The organism is Novosphingobium rosa NBRC 15208, from assembly GCF_001598555.1.
Taxonomy (GTDB): Bacteria; Pseudomonadota; Alphaproteobacteria; order Sphingomonadales; family Sphingomonadaceae; genus Novosphingobium; species Novosphingobium rosa.
The window spans coordinates 31,947-53,901 of sequence record NZ_BCZE01000014.1; the positions used below are offsets into that span (position 1 = coordinate 31,947).

General features: G+C 64.8%; 14 protein-coding genes. 8 read left to right on the forward strand and 6 right to left on the reverse strand.

The genetic code is table 11. The features are described 5' to 3' along the window. Positions 1-30: 30 nt before the first annotated feature. A complete protein-coding gene (locus tag SR3_RS06320) occupies positions 31-3,474 on the reverse strand; it encodes an acyl-[ACP]--phospholipid O-acyltransferase (protein WP_245653799.1) in 3,444 nt (1,147 codons plus the stop codon). A 245-nt stretch (positions 3,475-3,719) separates the two neighbouring features. Here SR3_RS06320 and SR3_RS06325 point away from each other — a divergent pair, with 245 nt between their 5' ends. Continuing rightward, complete coding sequence (locus SR3_RS06325; protein ID WP_068082434.1) at positions 3,720-4,313, forward strand: TetR/AcrR family transcriptional regulator; 594 nt, start codon at positions 3,720-3,722, stop codon at positions 4,311-4,313. A gap of 63 nt (positions 4,314-4,376) precedes the next feature. On the opposite strand, the gene SR3_RS06330 is transcribed toward SR3_RS06325, so the two are convergent. From SR3_RS06330 to SR3_RS06345, 4 genes are read right to left on the reverse strand one after another with little or no spacing between them, the layout of a single operon-like run. Next, complete coding sequence (locus tag SR3_RS06330; protein WP_068082436.1) at positions 4,377-5,306, reverse strand: Gfo/Idh/MocA family protein; 930 nt, start codon at positions 5,304-5,306, stop codon at positions 4,377-4,379. Beyond that, positions 5,307-6,299 (reverse strand): AraD1 family protein, encoded by a 993-nt coding sequence (gene araD1, locus SR3_RS06335; RefSeq protein WP_068082438.1) that lies wholly within the window; start codon positions 6,297-6,299, stop codon positions 5,307-5,309. Between the two features lie 50 nt (positions 6,300-6,349). Next, positions 6,350-7,876, reverse strand: coding sequence for an aldehyde dehydrogenase (NADP(+)) (locus tag SR3_RS06340; protein ID WP_068082445.1), 1,527 nt, complete (start codon positions 7,874-7,876; stop codon positions 6,350-6,352). A 56-nt stretch (positions 7,877-7,932) separates the two neighbouring features. Next, the gene (locus SR3_RS06345; protein ID WP_068082449.1) at positions 7,933-9,252 is read right to left on the reverse strand and encodes a sugar MFS transporter; all 1,320 of its coding nucleotides are present in this window, start codon (positions 9,250-9,252) and stop codon (positions 7,933-7,935) included. 170 nt (positions 9,253-9,422) lie between these two features. Here SR3_RS06345 and SR3_RS06350 point away from each other — a divergent pair, with 170 nt between their 5' ends. From SR3_RS06350 to SR3_RS06360, 3 genes are all read left to right on the forward strand, one after another. Further along, on the forward strand, positions 9,423-10,577 hold the full coding sequence (locus SR3_RS06350; RefSeq protein WP_157098669.1) for an aldose epimerase family protein: 1,155 nt from the start codon (positions 9,423-9,425) through the stop codon (positions 10,575-10,577). A gap of 41 nt (positions 10,578-10,618) precedes the next feature. Next, positions 10,619-12,415: an IlvD/Edd family dehydratase gene (locus SR3_RS06355; protein WP_068082455.1), complete on the forward strand. Its 1,797-nt coding sequence runs from the start codon at positions 10,619-10,621 to the stop codon at positions 12,413-12,415. Positions 12,416-12,491: 76 nt separating this feature from the next. Next, positions 12,492-13,370, forward strand: a complete 879-nt coding sequence (locus SR3_RS06360) for an SMP-30/gluconolactonase/LRE family protein (RefSeq protein ID WP_068082457.1) — start codon at positions 12,492-12,494, stop codon at positions 13,368-13,370. 715 nt (positions 13,371-14,085) lie between these two features. Here SR3_RS06360 and SR3_RS06365 read toward each other — a convergent pair. Continuing rightward, positions 14,086-14,838 (reverse strand): FadR/GntR family transcriptional regulator, encoded by a 753-nt coding sequence (locus SR3_RS06365; RefSeq protein ID WP_245653801.1) that lies wholly within the window; start codon positions 14,836-14,838, stop codon positions 14,086-14,088. Between the two features lie 345 nt (positions 14,839-15,183). Here SR3_RS06365 and SR3_RS06370 point away from each other — a divergent pair, with 345 nt between their 5' ends. The 4 genes from SR3_RS06370 to SR3_RS06385 all read left to right on the forward strand — a co-directional run bounded on the left by SR3_RS06370 (position 15,184) and on the right by SR3_RS06385 (position 21,848). Then, positions 15,184-16,764 carry an alpha-N-arabinofuranosidase gene (locus SR3_RS06370; protein WP_068082490.1) on the forward strand — a complete coding sequence of 527 codons (1,581 nt, stop codon included), beginning with the start codon at positions 15,184-15,186 and terminating at the stop codon, positions 16,762-16,764. Positions 16,765-16,775: 11 nt separating this feature from the next. Continuing rightward, the gene (locus SR3_RS06375; protein ID WP_068082464.1) at positions 16,776-17,798 is read left to right on the forward strand and encodes an arabinan endo-1,5-alpha-L-arabinosidase; all 1,023 of its coding nucleotides are present in this window, start codon (positions 16,776-16,778) and stop codon (positions 17,796-17,798) included. After that, positions 17,798-18,835, forward strand: coding sequence for a glycoside hydrolase family 43 protein (locus SR3_RS06380; protein WP_068082467.1), 1,038 nt, complete (start codon positions 17,798-17,800; stop codon positions 18,833-18,835). The genes SR3_RS06375 and SR3_RS06380 overlap by 1 nt, the downstream gene beginning before the upstream one ends. A 187-nt stretch (positions 18,836-19,022) precedes the next feature. Continuing rightward, positions 19,023-21,848, forward strand: a complete 2,826-nt coding sequence (locus SR3_RS06385) for a TonB-dependent receptor (protein WP_068082470.1) — start codon at positions 19,023-19,025, stop codon at positions 21,846-21,848. Positions 21,849-21,955 lie beyond the last annotated feature (107 nt).

The following is a 21,955-nucleotide window of genomic DNA, read 5'->3' on the forward strand; positions in this document are numbered from 1 at the left end:
AAGGCGCTCACCCGGCCCGGATTTCAGGTTTTATGCAGGCTCGTCCTCGTTTTCCGGTTCATCCGAAGATGTGCTGGCGGCGCTGAGCGCCAACTCGCCCAGCGTGACGTAATCCACCTTGCCGGTGCCCAGCACGGGCAGCTCGCTCATCACGCGGATGTCGCGCGGGATCATCAGCTCGGTGGCGCCATGCAGGCGGCCCCATTGCTGGAGATCCCGCGCCTGCGCGTCCGGGCAGGTGGTGAACAGCACCAGCACCTCGCCCTTCTTGGGATCGGGGCGGGTCACCACGGCATGGGCAAAGCCGGGCCAGCACTGGGCGGCATAGCCTTCCACCGCAGGCAGGCTGACCATCTCGCCACCGATCTTGGCGAAGCGCTTGGCGCGGCCCCGGATGGTGACGAAGCCGTCATCGTCCAGCGTGACGATGTCGCCCGTGTCGTGCCAGCCCTCGACCGGCGGTTGCAGCACGCCCGGCGCGCTGGCGAGCATATAGCCCGCCATCACATTGGGCCCGCGAACGTAGAGCCGCGCGCCCTCGGCAATGCCGGGGACGGGCTCCAGCCGGGCCTCAATGCCGGGCAGCAGGCGGCCCACGGTGCCCGCCTGGAAATGCATCGGCGTGTTGACCGCAATCACCGGCGCGCATTCGGTGGCGCCATAGCCCTCCATGATGCGCAGGCCGAATTTCTCGGCATAGGTCTTGCGGGTTTCGTCGCGCACTTTCTCGGCGCCTGCAAAGATGTAGCGCAGCGAATAGAAATCATAGCCATGCGCCATGCGGGCATAGCCCGAAAGGAAGGTGTCTGTGCCGAACATGATGGTGGCATTGGCATCATAGGCCAGCGCCGGCACGATGCGGTAATGCAGCGGGCTGGGATACATCACCGTGCGGATGCCATTGAGCAGCGGCAGCAGCGTGCCCCCCGTCAGGCCGAAGGAATGGAAAACCGGCAGGGCGTTCAGCACCACATCGTTGGCGTTGAAATCCACCCGTGCGGCCAGCTGCGCCAGATTGGAGAGCAGGTTGCGGTGGCTGAGCACTACGCCCTTGGGCACACCCTCCGAGCCGGAGGTGAAGAGGATCACCGCCGAGGCGTCCGGGCTGATCGCCAGTCTTTCGTGGCGTTTCGCGCTACCTTTTACCGTCAGCAGAGCCCAGAGTTTTTCGAAGCTGCCGATGGTGGCGGCCAGATCCTCCAGATAGGTGATGCGCAGGCCGTCGGCTTCCAGAGAGGCCACGATGTCTGTCAGTTTGGCCTGATCGACAAAGGCGCGCGCCGTCACGATGCTGCGGATGCCCGCCGTGCTGCAGGCCGATCGCATATTGGCCAGACCCACGGTAAAGTTCAGCATGGCAGGCACGCGACCGATGGCCTGCAAGGCAAAGAATCCTACCACCGCGCCATTCACATTGGGCAGCAGCACGCCGACAACCTCGCCCTGCGTGGTGGTGGTGGCAAGGCGCTTGCCCAGCAGGCGGGTGCCCACCAGCATGCGATCATAGGAGAGCGGCTCGCGCTTCACATCCTCCAGCACTTTCGCCGTGCCGCCGTGGATGGCGCGCGCCTCGCACAGGGCCGAGAACAGCGTGCGGTCGGTCTGCGAGGTGACGAAGATCATGCCGCTCATCTCGTCATAGAGGCGGCGTCCGGCGATGGCGCGGCGGGCGCGGGCGCTCATCTCGCCTTCGATGTGAAAGCGACGCGGGGGCAGCACGGTGATCGTCACCTTGGGGAACCAGCGCAGCCGCAGCTTGCCGCGCAGACGGCTGAAGGGCGTGTATTGCGGGCCATCAAGGCGGATCGGGATGATCGGGGCGTCGGCGCGGTCGGCCACCATGCCGGGGCCGTCGAACACCTTCATCAGCGCGCCGGTCACGGTGATGCGGCCTTCGGGGAAGATCACCAGCGTGTTGCCCTCGCGCACTGTCTTGACCATCGCCTTGGCGGCCATGGGGTTGGTGGGATCGACCGGGAAGGCCTTGAAGAGCGCGAGGAAGGGCTTGATCCACCATGCCCTGGCGATGGCGGTGTGGACGGCGAATGTGGGCTTGCCGGGCAGGAAAGCGCCAAGCAGCACGCCATCGAGGAAGGAGAGGTGGTTGACCACCACCACGGCGCGCTGACCCTCGCGCGGCATATGGTCGAGGCCCTTGACCTCGACGCGGTAGAGGGCGCGCAGGATCAGGCGGATCACATCCTTGAACAGGGTTTCGGGCAGCAGCCAGATGCTCACCACCGCGACGATCAGCGTGGCAAAGCCCAGCACGCCCACCAGATCGGGCACATCCACCCCGGCGGCGAGCAGCGCCGTTACCACCAGCACGGCAGCCACGGTGATGGCGGCATTGACGATGTTGTTGGCCGCGATCACCCGCGAACATTCACCCTCGGGGCTGTAGACCTGAATGATGGCATAGAGCGGCACGACAAACATGCCGCCGCAAAAGGCGATGACGGCCAGTGCGATGACAATCGCCGTCGAGCCGGGCGTGGCCATGAACTGGCTCAGCGAAGCATTGGTGACCTGAGGGGTGAAGCCGCGCGTCACCAGCCACAGGCCGATCATGCCCAGCGCCAGACCCAGCGCCGAGGCGGGCACATAACGCGCGGAAACCTCACCCTTTTGCAGCATGTTGACCGCCAGAGCGCCCGCCGCGACGGCCAGCGAGAAGACGATCAGGAAGGCCGTCGCCACCTCCTGCGTGGCGCCCAGCGTGTCCGAGACCAGCGGCGCGAATTCGGACACCAGCACCGCTCCCACCGCGAAGAACCAACTGGTGCCCAGAATGGCCAGCCACACGCCGCGGCCTTCATGCGCGATGGTCAGGATGTTCCAGGTGCCGCGGAACACGTTCCAGTCGATCCTGTCGCTGCGGCCCGAAGGCGGGGCGGAAGGGACGCCAAGGCTGACCACAAAACCCAGCGCGGCAAGGCCCATCAGCACCAGACCCGAGGTCCAGGGCGTGATCACCCCCGCCAACAACTGCCCGCCGAGGATGGCGAGGAAGGTGCCGCCCTCGATCAGGCCGGTGCCGCCCATGATCTCATCCGTGCCCAGATGCTGGGGCAGGATGGAGTATTTGACCGGGCCGAAGAGGGTGGAATGCAAGCCCATCGCAAACAGAGCAAGCAGCAGCAGCGCCACCGATTGCTGCCAGAAGCCCAGCAGACCCACCCCCATGATGAGGATCTCCGCCGCCTTGATCCAGCGGATGAGTTTCGCCTTGTCCATATGGTCGGCGATCTGGCCGGAGAGGGCCGAGAACAGGAAATAAGGCAGGATGAACAGGCCGGTGGCGATGGCGGCCAGCATCTTGGCCTTGGCGGGCTGCGCGGCGTAAAGCCCGAAATTCGCAAGGAAGAGCATCGCGAATTTGAGCAGATTGTCGTTAAACGCGCCCAGGAACTGCACGAGGAAGATCGGTCCGAACCGGCGCCTGGCGAGCAGCGAAAGTTGGGGGGATGACATCGTGACAGTTCCTTCAATCGCAAGAGGATGACGATTTGGGCGTGTTGTTCTTAAGAATTCGGTCGAAATGCAAACTTTATGCACGAATTTAGCGTGAAATCTGTGTGGATAGGGAAGGGCTGTGACTCGACCTCCCTGTCGCGAAACATCCTCTCGCATAAAAATATACATCGTTCAATAAAAATAATGATCGCTGTTCATTTGAGCGCTTGCCTCTCGCCCGCACCGCTGGCAGAGCAAGCCCCATGGGACGCAGATCGGATCACACGCGAAGCGAATTGCGCGAGATGATCGTGCATGAAGGCCATCGCCAGCTCTCGCAGGTGGGCTTTGCGCGTTTCTCCGCGCGCGAGGTGGCCAAGCGGATCGGCTATTCGATCGGCACGCTCTACAATGTTTTCGGCAGCTATGACGGGCTGATGCTGGCGATCAACGGGCGTACGCTCGATCTATGGCGCGATTATCTGCGCGCTGGGCTCGATGCGGCGCATGGCGACAGGTTGAAGGCTGCGATCACTGCCTATTTCGATTTCGCCACCCATCATCGCCACAGCTGGGCAGCGCTCTATGATTTCCGTCTGGCCGAGGGCGAGCCGACACCGGAAGATTACGCCAAAAAGGTGAAGGCAATCACCCAGATCGTGGTGGAAGTGGTGGCCGAAGCCTTGCCGCTCGAACGCCGCGATGAGGCTGACGGTCTGGCGCGTTCACTGCTGGCCACGGTGCATGGCCATTGCTTCTTCACCCTCAATGGCACCTTCCGCCTGCTGGGAGAGGAAGACCCGCTGGGCGCCGCTCTGGCCCGCGTGCATGAGGCCATCGGGCTGGAACAGGGATAGATCCCGGCCGCTCACGCCGAGGGAGGGGAAGTGAGCGACCGGGCGCCCGCCTTTCGGCAGGCTTTATTCGACAAAGGCTTCGGTGGCCTCGCGTTTGCCGCGCAGGAAGGCATCGGCCACCAGACGCAGCGGGGCAATGTCCACATCGCTGCGCCCTTCCGTCACCAGCGTGGCGAAGCGGGCATAGAGGCCGGGATATTCCTCATCCTCATGCACTTCGCCGCTGCCATCGGGCAGGCTTAGCACGGCGCCGCCCTTGGCTAGCTTCAGCGCGCCTTCGTCTGTCTCGACGATGATGTCCCAGCTTTGCGGGCCGGTCTGGCGCCAGTCGAGATCCATATGGATCGGCGCGCCGCTGGTGTCCGTGAAGGAGAGATCGGCGGCGATGGGAGCCTGACGGTTCTCGGGGATGGTCAGCGTGGCGCCTTTCAGGAAGAAGGGGCGCGGCAGGATATGCGTCGCGATGGAGAGCGCATTGATGCCCGGATCGAAGACGCCCAGCCCGTCGCTTTCCCAGATCCAGTCCTGACCGGGATGCCAGACGCGCACATCCTCGCGCCAGATGATCTTCGCCGATTTGATCTCGCGCGCGGCCAGCCATGCCTTCGCGGGAGCAACACCCGCCGCATAGCGCGAATGCCATGAGGCAAACAGCGAAGCACCGGCCTTGTCGGCCTGCTCGCTCAGCACTGCCACCTCGGCCAGCGTGGCGCCGGGGGGCTTTTCAAGGAAGGTGTGAACCCCCTTGCTCAGCGCCAGAGTGGCCAGATCGTAACGCACCTGAGGCGGGGTGCAGAGCGCCACCGCATCGACAGCCGTGTCACTCTCCAGCAGCTCTTCAAGGCTGCGGAAGTTGGGCACACCCTCAAGGGGCGTGCCGCGCGGGCTGACCGTGGCGGCCAGCGTGAAGGCATCGTTGCCCGCGATGGCGGGCAGATGCTGGTCGCGGGCGATCTTGCCGAGGCCCACGATGGCGATACGGATCGGGCTCATTTACAGGGCCTTGACCGCCACGTTCACGGCATCCGCGCGGCTCAGCCCATTGGCCAGCGGCAGGGTGAAGGGCGCGGCGGCAATCTCGAACACATCGCCTTCCTGCGTGGCGATATCGTCGCTGAAAGACAGCGTCGCGGTGCCGAAGAAATGGACGTGAATGTCGCCGGGATTGCGGAACAACTCATATTTGAAGTGATGATGCTCCAGATTGGCGATCGAGTGCGACATGTTCGCCTCGCCCGAGAGGAAGGGCTTTTCCCAGATCACCGCGCCATCGCGGCGGATCAGGCTGGTGCCGCGCACGTCTTCCGGGGTCTCGTCGATCAGCAGTTCGGCGCCCAGAGAGGCCTGACGCAGCTTGGAATGGGCCAGCCACAGGTAGTTGTGACGCTCGGTGATATGGTCCGAGAACTCATTGGCCAGCGCGAAGCCGAGGCGGAAGGGGGTGCCATCCGTGCCGATCAGATAAATACCGGCCAGTTCGGGCTCTTCGCCGCCGTCCTGAGCGAAGGCGGGCATGGTGAAGGCCTCGCCGGGGGCGACCAGACCGAAGCCATTGCCCTTGTAGAACCACTCGGGCTGCTGGCCCACGGCGCCAGCGGCGGGCTTGCCGCCTTCGAGGCCCTCAAGGAACATGCGCATGGAATCGGTCAGCTTTTCGCCCGCAGCGGCGGCGGCATGCATCTTGTTGCGGCCCTCGGCTGAACCCAGATGCGTCAGGCCGGTGCCGGTCATCAGCAGGTGAGCCGGATCGGCATGGTCGATGGGGGCGAGCAGATTACCGGCGGCCAGTTCCGCGGCGATGTCCACAGCGATCCCCTTGGTGGCGGCGCGGGCGGCGGCGGCCAGCGAAATCCCCTGCGCGATGGCGCTTTCAGCCAGTTCGCGGGTGGTGGCAACGCCGGTCAGGAAATGGGCTTCGCCGCCATCGGCAAAGATCACGGAACGCGCGCCGTTTTCGGCGCGATGCTGCAACAAACGAAGGGCCATGAACTATCTCCCGGCCCCGCCACGTGTCCTGGCGGGGCGTGTGTTTCAAATTAGAGGATGAGCGCGCCGTCGATCAGGCGAGGGGCGCCATCGCCCCTGGCCTCGTCGCGCAATTCGGCGGGCAGCAGCGCGCCCGAAAGGTTCTGATAGCTGACCGGGCGCAGGAAGCGGTCGATCGCCAGCGTGCCCACCGAGGTGCTGCGCGCGTCAGACGTTGCGGGGAAGGGGCCGCCATGCACCATGGCATGGGCCACCTCGACGCCGGTGGGCCAGCCATTGGCCAGAATGCGCCCGACCTTGCGTTCAAGGATCGGCAGCAGATCGGCGGCCAGCGCCTCATCGGCATCGTCGAGATGCAGCGTGGCGGTCAGCTGGCCTTCGAGGCCGCGCAGCACCGCGGCAAGTTCCCCGGCATCGGCGCAACGCACCAGAATGGAGGAGGCGCCGAAGACCTCATGCGCCATCGCCGGATTGGCGAGGAAGGCCTTGGCATCGGTCTGGAAAAGGATCGCGCCGCCGGTCAGGGCATTGCCTTCATCGCCCCTGGCCAGCGTCTCGACCTCGCCTTGGCTCGCCAGAGCAGCAACGCCCTTGCGATAGGCCTCGCCAATGCCCGGCGTCAGCATCACCTGAGCGGGGGCGGCGGAGACAGCCTGCGTGGCGGCCGCGACAAAAGCGTCCAGCCCTTCACCCTCAATGGCGAGCAGCAGGCCGGGATTGGTGCAGAACTGGCCCGCGCCCATCGTCAGCGAACCGGCAAAAGCACTGCCCAGCGCCGCGCCACGCGAGGCCAGCGCCGAGGGCAGCAGCAGCACGGGGTTGATGCTCGACATTTCGGCATAGACCGGGATCGGCACCTCGCGGGCCTGAGCCAGACGCGTCAGCGCCAGACCGCCGCCGCGCGAGCCGGTGAAGCCCACGGCGGCAATGCGCGGGTCTTGTACCAAAGCAGCGCCCAGTTCGTTGGAAGGACCGACCAGATGGCCGAACACACCCTCGGGCAGGCCATGGGCTTTCACCGCCGCCGCAATCGCCGAGGCGACCAGCGCGCCGGTTTCGGGGTGAGCGGGATGACCCTTGACCACCACCGGGCACCCGGCGGCCAGTGCCGAGGCGGTGTCGCCCCCCGCCGTCGAGAAGGCCAGCGGGAAGTTGGAGGCGCCGAACACCGCCACCGGGCCCACCGGGATCATGCGCAGGCGCAGATCGGGGCGGGGCAGCGGCTGGCGCTCGGGCAGGGCTGGATCGATGCGCAGACCCTGCCAGCCGCCCTGACGGACCACCTGTGCAAAGAGGCGCAACTGGCCCACGGTGCGGCCACGCTCGCCCTCAAGGCGGGGGCGGGGCAAGCCGCTTTCGGCCATGGCGGCCTCGATCAGCGCGTCTCCAGAATCGAGAATGTTCTGGGCGATGGTTTCGAGGAATGCCGCGCGCTCATCGCGCGAGGTGGCGCGATAGGTGTCGAAGGCCGCCTCAGCCGCAGAACAAGCCGTTGCCACATCCTGTGCGGCGTGAGTCGCGAGGTCGGGCCCCCGTGGCTCGCCCGTGGCGGCGGCAATGGAGCGGAATGCGGTCATGACGGTCTCCGGAAGGGGAAATGTTGGATATTAGTAGGAGTAAATATCAGGGCCGTCTAGCCCGCTTCTGCTTCAACCTGCACATCGGGCAGCGCATGGGTGGGGCGCGAACCCCACAGTGCGTAGAACAGCGTGTACAGTTCGCAGGCGGCGGTCAGCAGGAAGGAGTTCTGCAGGCCGTAGGTATCGGCCAGCCAGCCCTGCACCACCACCAGCGCGCCACCGGCGATCGCCATGATCAGCAGGCCCGAGCCTTCCTCGGTCAGCGGCCCAAGGCCCTTGATGCCCAGCGTGAAGATGGTGGGGAACATGATCGAGTGGAACAGCCCCACCAGAATCAGCGACCACATCGCCACGGGGCCGGTGGTGAAGACGGTGATCATCATCACGATGAAAGCGCCCACCGAGAAGGCCGCCAGCACCAGATCGGCGCGCATCTTCTGCATCACCGCCGAGCCGACGAAACGGCCCACCATCATGCCGCCCCACAGGAAGGAGAGATAGCGCCCGGCTTCCTCATGCGTGAGGTTGGCAATCGTGGGCTGGCTGACGAAATTGACGAAGAGATTGGCTACGCCGATCTCCGCGATCAGATAGATGAAGATCGCCGGCACGCCGAAGACCAGATTGCGGTGCTTCCACAAGGAATGGCCCGCGCGCTCCTCAGCGGCGAGGCGCTGGTTCGACTGGCCCATGGCGGGCAGGGGGAAGCGCAGCAGGATCACCGCGAGAACCACCAGCACCACCGCGACCAGGCCATAGGGCAGGATCACCGAATGGGCATCGGCCAGACGCTCGGCATGGGTGAGGGTGGCTTCGCCGGTGGCAGTGCCGCTCTTGGACCGGCCAAGGATCAGATAGGCGCCGAACATCGGAGCCAGCATGGTGCCCGCCGAATTGAGCGCCTGCACCAGATTGAGGCGCGAGGAGGCCGTCTCCGGCTTGCCCACCACCGCGACGTAGGGATTGGCCGCGACCTGAAGCAGGGTGATGCCGCAGGCGATGATGAACAGCATCGCCAGGGTCACGCCGTAGGAGGGGATGGAGGCGGCCAGCATCATGCCCAGCGCGCCCGCCGCCATGATGCACAGGCCCACCACCAGCGAATGCTTGTAGCCGATCTTCTCGATCAGCTTGGCCGAGGGGATGGAGGCCACGAAATAGGCGATGAACCAGACCGACTCGATCAATGTTGTCTGGGTATAGGTCAATTCGAAAACGCTGCGCAGATGCGGCAGCAGCGTGTTGTTGATGACCGTGATGAAGCCCCACATGAAGAACAGCGTCGCCAGCAGCGACAGGGCCGGGCCATAGCTTGTGCCTGAATCCGCTGGCGCTGCGGCCCGGACAGAGGCTGAGGAGACAGGTGGCGCCATGAAAAACCTCTCGAATGGTCTGGCCGGTCCAGTGGTTTGGCATCCCGGCTTGCGTTTTCTATATTTGTAGGACTATATGCACTTGGTGGTGCCGTCAATGGTCCCGGCCCCTTCGGACGCACCCTTCAAACATGGTCTGGCCGGGCGCATAAGGTGGGAGATAAAGCATGATGGCCTTGAAGGCGATCGGCTCGATTCAGCGGAGTATTCTGGTTTGCGCATTGCTCTCGACAACAGCTGGGGCCGCCATGGCCGCTGAAGCCAAACAGGAAAGCGCCGGCCATCTGGCCGATGGCACCGAGATCTTCGCGATCACGCTGAAGGCCGACAATGGCGTCTCGGCCCGCATCCTCTCCTATGGCGCGACGCTGCAGTCGCTGATCGGGCCGGACCGCAACGGCAAGAAGGCCGATGTGCTGCTGGGCTATGACGATCTGGCGGGCTTCGTCGATCACCCCAACTATTTCGGCGCCACCGTGGGCCGCTATGCCAACCGCATCGCGGGCGGGCGCTTCGTGCTGGACGGCAAGACCTATCAGCTGCCCCAGAACGATCACGGCCAGTCGCTGCATGGCGGCGACAAGGGCTTCGACAAGCTGCCCTGGCAGGTGGTTTCGGTGCAATCCGGCCCGGTGGCCAGGCTGGTGCTCAGCCATGTCAGCCCCGATGGCGATTCGGGTTATCCCGGCACCCTGAAGGCCACGGTGACCTACACGCTCGATGAAAAGGGCGATCTGGGCATCCTCTTCGAAGCCACCACCGACAAGCCGACCGTGGTCAACATGACCAACCATGCCATCTTCAATCTGGCGGGCGAGGGCAGCGCGGGCGGCGCGATGGATCACCGCCTGACGGTGCCCGCGTCCGCTTTCACCCCGGTGGATGCCACGCTGATCCCCACGGGTGAGAAGCGCCCCGTGGCAGGCTCCGTCTTCGATTTCCGCGCGCCGCGTCGCCTTGCCGATGGGTTGCGGGACGGCAAGGATCAGCAGATCGTCTTTGGCCGTGGTTACGATCACAACTTTGCGCTCGACAAGGGGCTGACCGCCACGCCGCAACTGGCCGCCCGCCTGGAAGATCCCGCTTCGGGCCGCGTGCTGGAACTGCTCACCACCGAGCCGGGCGTGCAGGTCTACACCGGCAACTTCCTCGACGGCACGCTGGTCGGCAAGCAGGGCCACCTCTATCGCATGGGCGACGGCATCGCGCTGGAACCCCAGAAGTTTCCGGATTCGCCCAACCATCCCGACTTCATTTCCACGCGCGTCGATCCGGGCAAGCCTTACCGGCACGCCATGATCTACCGCCTCACCGTTTCGCGCTGAACCCACCTTCGCGCCGACCCACCTCGCATATCGAGAAAACCATGACCGACAAGCAACCCACCAAGCTTCGCAGCCGCGCCTGGTTCGACAATCCCGACAACATCGACATGACCTCGCTCTATCTGGAGCGCTACCTCAACTTCGGCCTCAGCCTTGAGGAGCTGCGCAGCGGCAAGCCGATCATCGGCATCGCCCAGACCGGCAGCGACCTCTCGCCCTGCAACCGCCACCACCTCGTGCTGGCCGAGCGCATCCGCGAGGGCATCCGCGAACAGGGCGGCATTGCGCTGGAATTCCCGGTCCACCCCATTCAGGAAACCGGCAAGCGCCCCACCGCCGGGCTCGACCGCAATCTGGCCTATCTGGCGCTGGTCGAGGCGATGTATGGCTATCCGCTCGACGGCGTGGTGCTGACCACCGGCTGCGACAAGACCACCCCGGCCCTGCTGATGGCAGCGGCCACGGTGAACATTCCGGCCATCGCTTTGTCGGTGGGCCCGATGCTCAACGGCTGGCACAAGGGTGAGCGCACCGGCAGCGGCACCATCGTCTGGAAGGGCCGCCAGATGCTGGCCGCCGGCGAGATCGACGATGAGGGCTTCATCAAGCTGGTGGCCTCATCGGCGCCCAGCACCGGCTATTGCAACACCATGGGCACGGCCACCACGATGAACTCGCTGGCCGAGGCCTTGGGCATGATGCTGCCCGGCAGCGCCGCCATCCCCGCCCCCTATCGCGACCGCCAGGAATGCGCATGGCGCACCGGCAAGCGCATCGTCGATATGGTGCATGAGGATCTGAAACCCTCCGACATTCTGACGCTGGACGCTTTCCACAATGCCATCGTCGTCAATTCCGCGATCGGCGGCAGCACCAACGCGCCGATCCATCTGGCCGCCATCGCGCGCCATATCGGTGTCGACCTGCCGCTCACCGACTGGCAGGATCTGGGCCATAAGGTGCCGCTGCTGGTCAACCTGCAGCCCGCCGGCGAATATCTGGGCGAGGACTATTACCGTGCGGGCGGCGTCCCCGCCGTCGTCGCCCAGCTGATGGGGCAGGGCCTGATCCGCGAGGGCGCGATCACCGTCAACGGCCAGACCATGGGCGACAATTGCCGCGATGCCACCATCGAGGACGAGAAGGTGATCTTCCCCTTCGAAAAGCCCTTCAAGGAAGAGGCCGGTTTCCTCGTGCTGAGCGGCAATCTCTTCGATGCCGCGATCATGAAGACCAGCGTGATCTCCGACGAGTTCCGTGACCGCTATCTCTCCAACCCCAACGACCCCGAGGCCTTCGAAGGCCCCGCCGTGGTCTTCGACGGGCCGGAGGATTACCACCACCGCATCGACGATCCCGCCGTCGGCATCACGCCCGAAACGCTGATGTTCATGCGCGGCGCAGGCCCCATCGGCTACCCCGGCGCCGCCGAGGTGGTGAACATGCGGCCCCCCGCCTACCTCATCACCGAGGGCGTCGGCGCTTTGCCCTGCATCGGGGACGGGCGCCAGTCGGGCACCTCGGGCAGCCCCTCGATCCTCAACGCCTCGCCCGAGGCGGCGGCGATGGGCGGTCTGGCGCTGCTGGAAACCGGCGACCGGGTGCGCATCGACCTGCGCAAGGGCACCGTCAATGTGCTGATCTCCGATGAGGAGTTGGCTGCCCGTCGCGCGGCTCTGGCGGCCAAGGGTGGCTATCCCTATCCCGCCAGCCAGACGCCGTGGCAGGAAATCCAGCGCAATCTGGTGGGCCAGATGAACACCGGGGCCATTCTGGAAGGCGCTGAAAAGTACCAGCGCATCGCCCAGACCATGGGCCTGCCGCGCGACAACCACTAAGGCGTTGCGCCATTGAAGCGGCTGGCCTGAGTTTGATCGGGCCAGCCGTTTTGCGCATCAGGAGAGGATCAAGCCCATGAGCAAGGTGCAGACAAGCGTGCGAAACATCGCCCGCGAAACCCGCGATACGCTGGGCGAGGGCGCCCTGTGGGTCGCCCGCGACGGTGCCTTCTACTGGGTCGATATCCTCGCCCCCGCCTTGAACCGCCTGACGCTGGCCACCGGCGCGGTGGAACGCTTCCTCATGCCCGAACCCCTCGGCTGGGTGGTCGAGCATGCCGATGGCGGCTTCGTCGGCGGCTTCCGCAGCGGCATCGCGCGCATCACGCTCGACCCGCTGACCATCGGCCCCCGCTCCGGCCCCGAGCCCCATCTGCCCGGCAACCGCATGAACGATGGCAAGGCCGATGCCACCGGCGCCATCTGGTGCGGCACCATGGATATGGCCGAGGAGCAGGACAGCGGTTCGCTCTACCGCCTCTCGCCCGAAGGCGCGTGGCAGCAGATCGACAGCGATTACGGCGTGCCCAACGGCCCCGGCCTCTCGCCCTGCGGCCAGTGGCTCTATCACGCCGACAGCAGCAAGCGCCTGATCTACCGCTTCGCCCGCCATGAAAGCGACGCATCCTCGCGCGAACCCTTCATCCAGTTCACCGAGGTCGACGGCTATCCCGATGGCATGAACTGCGACGCCGAGGGCTTCCTCTGGGTCGCCCATTGGGACGGCGGCCGCATCAGCCGCTTCGATCCCGATGGCAAGCTGGAGCGCAGCATCGAACTGCCCGCCCGGCGCATCACCAACATGGCCTTTGCGGGCGAGGGGCTGGACCGGCTGTTCGTCACCTCCGCCGCTATCGGCCTGCCGGAGAGCGAGCATGACGGCGCGCTGTTCGAGGTGGAGACCGGGGGTGTTCGCGGCAATCCATCGCATGCCTATGCGGGGCCGGTAGGGTAAGGGATTAGAAGAAAAGAGACATGCGAGGGTGTTACACCCTCGCGCTCCCGGAACGTCTTCCGGCGATAGGGTGGGATATGCCGAACCCATCGCGCGCGATCTCTCCGCCGCGTTATTTTCCTACATACATCGGCAAAAGATCGCGCCTTGCCGTGCCCACCTTCGCAAGATGGCGCCAGCAGCATACGGCACAAAGGGGCCGATGCGGACACGCGCCCATGGCCGGGCGGGTGCTGAGGCACGCCTACGCTGCGAATGGCCGGATGAGGGCGCCCCCAAAAACTCCGGCTCGGCCCTGCAGCCTTCGGCGAGGGCGGGCACGGGCTCGCAGATGAGCCGCCTCTCGTTCATCCCGAAGCGTGGGGGAGGCGTCGCGGAAGTCCTCCGGCTTGTCACCGCCCGGTCCCGCGCCGCATCGGCCCTGTGTCTGGATCATGCCTGGCCTAGGCAGATCCGGGGAAGCTTTTAGAACCATATGGGTTAAAAGTCAAGAAGGGAGGAAGTTATGCCTCCGGCGGGCAAAGGGCCATCGCCCTTTGCAATCCCGTTACTGTCAAACTTGCGCTAAACTCAAAGCGCCGCAGGCTTTAAGACCTCTGGCGCAGCGCCATGGATTTTAAAGCCTGCGGCGCTCAGAGCCCGTGCGAAACCAAGAGGTTGTACGCAAGGTGGACATTAAAGGGAGCGCGAGGGCGATGGCCCTCGCATCTTATCCTTATTCCTTCATCCCCTGACCCATTTCTTCCTTCGTGTCTTCGAGCGCCAGATCGACGAGGAAGCGCATCGCCGCCGCCGCCGCATCACCATCGCCCGCGGCAATAGCGTCATAGACCTTGGCGTGATCGGGGATTGGATTGCGCGGCAAAGCGCGCGAACGCTGCTTGTACTGCGTCGTCCAATGCACTGCCGAGCCGATCGAGGCCGTCAGCACGATCAGCGCATCGTTGCGGGTGGCGCGCAGGATGGCGTCGTGGAAATCGCGGTCGGCGGCGCGCCCGGCTTCGGTGGCCAGCGTGTGGCGGCGCATGGCGGTGAGGGCGTCCTTCATGGCGCGCAGATCCTCGCGGTCGCGGCGCTCGGCGGCGAGGCGGGCGGCGCCCGGTTCCACGATGGCGCGCAACTCGAAGATGCCGCGCACGAAGGAGGGATCGGGTTCGCCGGAGAAGGCCCAGGCCAGCACGTCGGGGTCGAGCAGGTTCCAGCGGTTGCGCGGCAGCACGCGGGTGCCGGCCTTGGGGCGGCTTTCGACCAGACCTTTGGCCGCCAGCACCTGCATCGCCTCACGGAAGGCCCCGCGCGAGACGTCCAGCGCCTCGGAGAACTCCACCTCGCTCGAGAGCACCGTGCCCGGCGCATAGACGCCCGAGACGATATCGGTCCCCAGCTTGAAGGCGATGGCGCCATGCAGCCGCCGCCCGGTGCCACGCCGGGGCTTCGGGGCATCTGGCTGCGCGTCTTGCTGGGTGATGGGCGACGTATCGGATGATTGGTCGGACTTGCTCAATGGGGTTCTCTCGTGAGGTCGCTGATGCAGCCATAGCCAAAACAGCATTTGCGTTCGAGGAAATTCTCTTTTAAGTAGGAGTAATTGACGGATCAGGCGGATCGAGGGGCCAAACGCGCCGCATCCCCTGCCGATGCCCGATTTTCGCGCAAGATGCGAGGCGGGCGTGAGGGCAAGGCGGTGTTTCAGAATGATGATGAGGCGGTCCTGCCTGTCCATGCCCGGCATGGGTGAGGGGCTTGCTGCGCTTTGTCTCCCTTCGAACGGTGTTTCTGGTCCGCATAAAGATCGAACTATTGGGAGTCGATGATGGTGATGGTCAGGCGTATGATGGCGGCGGCGCTGCTGCTGTCGGTTTCGGCAGGGGCGGTGCAGGCGGCGGCCAAAGAGGCAGGGGCGCATGCTCCGGCAGCGCAACCCGCGACGGCCACTTTGGAGGCCGATCACCCCGGCGCCACCTATGACCGCCATATCTTCACCCAATTCGCCGAACATCTGGGCACCGGCATCTATGGCGGCCTCTGGGTCGGCACGGACTCGCAGATTCCCAACACGCGCGGGTTTCGCAACGATGTGGTGGGCGCGCTGCGGGCGCTCAAGGTGCCGATGGTGCGCTGGCCGGGCGGCTGCTTCGCCGACGAATACCACTGGCGCGAGGGTGTCGGCGATCCCGCGAAGCGCCCGGTCAAGGTCAACACCCATTGGGGCGGCGTGACCGAGCCCAACCGCGTCGGCACGCATGAATTCATGGATCTGGCCGAGCAGATCGGCGCGGAGCCCTATATCGCGGGCAATGTTGGCGATGGCACGCCGCGCGAAATGGCCGAATGGGTGGAATATATGACCGCCCCCGCCGGGTCGCTGGCCGATGAGCGCGCCGCCAATGGTCATAAAGCCCCCTGGGCGGTGCCCTATTTCGGCGTCGGCAATGAGCTGTGGGGTTGCGGCGGCAACATGCGCCCGGAGTTCGCGGCGGATGAAACGCGTCGTTACAGCACCTTCGTCAAGCTGCCCGAGGGCGCGCATACGCTGAAGGTCGCCTCGGGCGCGAATGTCGACGATTATGCCTGGACCGAAGCGATGATGAAGATCGCGGGGGACAAGGTCGACGGGCTTTCGCTGCATTATTACACCATTCCCGGGCAGTGGCCGCCGCGTGCCTCGGCCACCGAGTTCGACGAGAGCGGCTGGCAGGAAACCCTGTTCGAGGCCAACCGTCTGGACGATCTCATCACCCGCCACAGCGCGATCATGGACAAGTATGATCCCAAAAAGCGCGTCTTTCTGGCGGTGGATGAATGGGGCACCTGGTTCGCGCCGGAAAAGGGCACCAACCCCGGCTTCCTGCGCCAGCAGAACACCATGCGCGATGCGCTGGTGGCGGCGATCTCGCTCAACATCTTCGCCCATCATGCCGATCGCGTGCGGCTGAGCGCTGTCGCCCAGATGGTCAATGTGTTGCAGGCGATGATCCTGACCGATGGCGCGAAAATGGTGCTGACGCCGACCTATCATGTCTTCGCGCTCTATCGCCCGTGGCAGGACGCCACCGTGCTGCCGATCACGGTGAAGGGCCCGACCTATGGCGAGGGCAAGTGGGCGGTGCCGGGGATCAGCGCCTCGGCGGTGAAGGGCAAGGATGGCAAGGTGCATGTCGCGCTGGCCAATCTGGACCCCAACCATGCCGCGCCTTTGTCGGTGGTGTTGGAGGGTGTGAAGGCGGGCCGCGTGCAGGGCCAGATCATCACCGCCGCCGCGATGAATGCGCATAATGATTTCACCGCGCCCAACACCGTTGCGCCCGCGCCCTTCCGTGGCGCCAGCGTGACTGGCGGGGTGCTGAAGGTGACGCTGCCGGCCAAGTCGGTGGTGGTGCTGGATCTGGATTGAGGATTGAAACCATGCGGAAACTTCTTCTCACCGCTTCGGCGCTGCTGGCCGCCGTCGCCATGCCGGTGGTGGCCCAGACGCCCACGCTCAATGCGCAGCTGACCGGTGATCTGGTGCCCACCCATGATCCGGTGATCACGCGTGAGGGTGACACCTACTACGTCTTCGGCACCGGCATTCCGGGGGATGCGGGGCACTATCTGCTCAGCCGCACCTCGAAGGATCTGATCCACTGGACCTCCGGCAAGCCGCTGTTCGACCATATCCCAGACTGGGCGCAAAAGGCCGTGCCCGGCACCAAGGAGATGTGGGCGCCGGATATTTCCTACGTCAACGGGCGCTGGCGGCTCTATTATGCCGTCTCGACCTTTGGCGGCAATCGTTCGGCGATTGGCCTGTTCACCTCGCCCACGCTCGATCCTGCCAAGCCCGGCTATGGCTGGCGCGACGAGGGGCTGGTGCTGATGTCGCACAATTCGGACGATTATAACGCCATCGATCCCAATGCGGTGGTGGATGCGGAAGGGCGCCACTGGCTGACCTTCGGCAGCTTCTGGACCGGGATCAAGCTGGTCGAACTCGATGGCAAAACCGGCAAGCCGCTGCACCCTGAAGCCAAGCCTTTGTCCATCGCGCGCCGCCCGGCGCCTGCGGGCGCGCCTGCTCCGGTGGAAGCGCCCTTTATTCTCCGGCATGGCGGGGCTTATTGGCTCTTCGCCTCCTATGATTACTGCTGCAAGGGCGTGAACAGCACCTATTACACGGTGGTGTCGCGCGCGGACAAGATCACCGGGCCCTATCTGGGCAAGGATGGCAGCGCGATGATGCAGGGCGGCGGCACGATCTTCCTGCGCGCCGATCTGCCCGAGCAGGAGCGCTTCCGTGGCCCCGGCCATGCCGGTTTCATGCATGACAAGGACGGCACCGACATCGTGGCCTATCACGCCTATGACAAGGAGAACCACGGCGCCTCCACCCTGCGTCTGGCCCGCATCCATTGGGGTGCGGATGGCTGGCCGGTGGCGGAGCGCTGATGATGCAACGGCGTGAGATGATGGCGGGCGGCGCTTTGCTGGGGGCTGCTCTGGCCGGTGGTCCGTTGCTGGCGCGCGGGCCCCGGGATGGCATCGTCAATCCGGTGGTGAGGCAGCGCGCCGATGCGCAAGTCTTCCGCCACACCGACGGCTGGTATTACATGACCGCCTCGGTGCCGGAGTATGACCGGCTGGTGCTGCGCCGTTCGCGCACGCTGGGCGGGCTGGGCCGGGGCGAGGAGATCGTGGTGTGGCGTCGCCCCGCCAGCGGCAGGATGGCGGGCTACATCTGGGCCCCCGAACTGCACTGGATCGACGGCGGCTGGTCCTTCTATTTCGCGGCGGGCGATGGCGACGACAAGTTCCATATCCGCACCTATGTGCTGCGCGGGCAGGGCGCCGATCCCTTCCGCGCGCAATGGGCGCTGGCCGGGCAGTTGCAGACGCCGTGGGACACGTTCACGCTCGATTCCACCAGCTTCGTGCATCAGGGGCGGCACTGGCTGGCCTGGGCCCAGAAGGAGCCGGGGATCGAGACCAATTCGAACCTCTATCTCGCGCCTCTGGCCACGCCGACGACGTTGGCGCAGCCTCCGGTGCGCCTGTCTGTGCCGGAATTGCCGTGGGAAATTCGCGGCTTCAAGGTGAATGAGGCCCCCGCCGTGCTGATCCGCCATGGCAGGGTCTTCATGACCTATTCGGCCAGCGCCACCGATGCGCGTTACTGCATGGGCATGCTGACCGCGCCCGCCGATGCCGATCTGATGGATGCGAAAGTCTGGCGCAAATCGCCCGAGCCGGTCTTTGCTTCCAGTCCGACTCATCATGTCTTCGGGCCGGGCCATAACAGCTTCACGGTGGATGAGGCCGGGCGCGATATGCTGGTCTATCACGCCCGCGATTACGCGGCGATCAAAGGCGATCCGCTCTTCGATCCCAACCGCCATACCCGTATCCAGCCGATCCATTACCGCGCTGACGGAACCCCGGATTTCGGCGCTCCCGTGGCCAATGGCCCGCTGATCCGAGCGGATTGACGCCCATGGGGCCGGGCCGCGATGCGCGTGTTCCGGCCCCATGGCATGGCAAAATCATCACAGTGTAAAGCTGGCTTAACGTTGCGGAAGAATGGCCCTTGACGGGCGTGACCACCGGTGTCACATCGCGACTCAATAGTTAGACTAAAAGCCCTAAGAGGGGGCATGATTCATGGAGGGTGTCTCAATGAAATCTTTCCGCAACGCGGTCCTGTGCTCGGCGTCCTTTGGCGTGCTGGCGCTGGTGACGCCTGCTCACGCCCAGAGCGCTGACGCAGCTCCCGCCGCCCCGCAGTCCGCGGCGCAGGACGCTGCCGCCGATATCGTGGTGACCGGCGTGCGCGCCTCGATCGAGGGGGCGCTCAAGGTGCGCCGCACTTCGGTGCAGATCGTTGATTCCGTGGTCGCCGAGGATGTCGGCAAGCTGCCCGACAACAATGTGATCGAGGCGCTGCAGCGCGTCACCGGCATTCAGGTCACCAACCGCACCGGCGGCGAGGCGTCCGCCATCTCGATCCGTGGCCTGACCGATGCGCTGACCACGCTCAATGGCCGCAATGTCTTCACCTCGGACGGCCAGTCCTTCGCGCTGCAGGATCTCTCGTCGAACCTCATCAAGCAGGTCGATGTCTACAAGACCCGTGCGGCCGACCAGCTGGAGACCGGCCTGGCCGGCCAGATTGACGTGCAGACCCGCCGCCCCTTCGATTTCAAGGATTTCGCCTTCTCGGCCCAGGTGCGCGGCATCTACAATGAGCAGGCGAACAGTTACAATCCGAACGTCTCGGCGCTGATCTCCAAGCGCTGGACTACCGATATCGGTGACATCGGCATTCTGGTGAACGGCAGCTATAGTCGGACCAAATACCGCGACATGAGCGTGACAGCGGGCGCCTTCGTGCCCTTCGCCACCGAAAATCCGCCTGCCGGCTCGGGCCTGACCCCGCTGCAGCGCATCTTCCCGGGTGACAGCAACCAGAACTGGCAGCCCGGCCAGAATGCGGGCCTTTCCACCACGCCGGGCTCGACCATCCTGAGCAATGGCGTGACGACGCCCTATTACCTGTCGCGCGACGCCATCTTCTCGAACGATCTTTACGGCAAGCGCGAGCGTCCTGCGGTCAATGTCGCCCTGCAATGGGCGCCCAACGACCGTTCGACCTACACCGCCGAATTCTTCTACAACGGCTTCCGCGGCGAAACCTACAACGCCATGATGTTCAGCTTCGTGGACTATTGGGGCGCGCTCGACAGCGACGTGACCAAGGATTTCTCGCTCTATCCCGGCACCAACATCGTCAAGTCGCGCTATGCGGGGCAGGTCTATGGCTTCAACAGCGCCGATTACACCAAGAGCCAGACCGACAGCTTCCTCTATGGCCTGAACGCCAAGTGGGATGTGGGCAAGGCCGGCAAGATCGAGGCCGACGTCGCCTATCAGAACAGCAAGTACAAGACCGCCTTCATGGCGCTGCGCACCGATCGCACGGCGCAGGGCATCAATGTCGATTTCAACTCGGGCGGCGGCATCCCCTCCTACAGCTTCACCGACCAGAGCCAGCTGACCAATCCGGCCGCCTGGAATCTGGCGCAGCTCTATGACAATGGCGAGCGCAACAAGGGCGATGCCATCACCGCCACGCTGAAGGGCCACAATGAGTGGGACAGCGGCTTCCTGCGCCGCATCGAGCTGGGCTTCCGCTATGATGACCGCACCGCCAGCGATTACATCCGCCAGCAGAGCACGGATTCGCTGGGCCAGTCGCTGACCACGCTGGGCAGCGGCGCGCTCTTCACCACGCAGGGCTTCTTCGATGGCCGCGCCAATGTGCCGACCAGCTGGACCCTGCCGAGCGGCTACTGGGTCTATCAGAACCAGGACCAGATCCGTTCGCTCTATCATTCGGTCTTCCCGAACTTCAAGACCAGCGATCAGCTGAGCTACACCAATGTCTTCAATGTCGATGAGCGGACCTTCTCGCTCTATGGCATGGCCGATGGCGAGGTGAGCATCTTTGGCCGTCCGCTCAAGGTGCAGGGCGGCGTGCGCTACACCAGCGTGGACACCAAGCTGGACTTCACCGACCAGTACAGCTTCGCCAAGACCATCTCCAGCGTGGCCACCCAGCGCTTCCTGCCCAGCGCCACGCTGCGCTACGATCTGACCGACAAGCTCAAGCTGCGCTTCAACTATGGCCAGACCTTGCGCCGCCCCAACTTCGGCGATCTCAACCCGGCCTATAATCTGACGGGCGATCTCACCAATGTCGGCTATGGCAGCGGCACCTCGGGCAATGCGAAGCTCAAGCCCACCACCTCCACCAACTATGACCTTGCGCTGGAATGGTATTTCGCGCGCGGCAGCGCCTTTTACACCACGCTGTTCCGCCGCGATGTGCAGGGGCTGGTGGTCTCGCTGGCCAACCGCGTGACGGTGACGGGCACGGGGCTCAACACCACCAGCTTCGTGGTGACGCAGCCGCAGAATGCCTCGAACGGCAAGCTGCAGGGCGCGGAGGTGGGCTTCACCTTCTTCCCGCAGAAGCTGCCGGGCCTGCTCAAGGGCCTGGGCGTGCAGGGCAGCTTCACCGCGCTGGATTCGAGCCAGAACATCCCCATCGCCGACAGCGCGGGCAACATCGTGGGCCAGAGCACCAGCTCGTTCTTCGGCGTCTCGAAGTACAGCTTCAACGTGACCGGCGCCTATGAGCGTGGCCCCATCGGCGCGCGCCTGTCCTATGTCTGGCGCTCGGCCTTCCTGGCCAGCAACGAAGCGGCGCTGTTCGCCAATCCCATCGGCATCTGGCGCACGCCGGAAAGCAGCCTGGACGCTCAGCTGACCTTCAAGGTCACCAAGAATCTGGCGGCCACCTTCGATGCGGTGAACCTGCTCAATTCCGTGCAGCAGACCTATTACAAGTTCGGCGACAAGGGCAATGCGCAGCAGTACAACCTTGGCACCACGCTGCTGTCGCGCACCTTTGCCCTGGGGGTCCGTTATTCGTTCCAGTAATCGCCTGTTTCCCTCCGGCCTCGTTCTCCTTCGAGGCCGGATCAGGGCGGCAGCACTGGCCGCTGCCGCCCTGATTTGCTCGGCCCAGCTTGCGGCGGGTTCGCCTG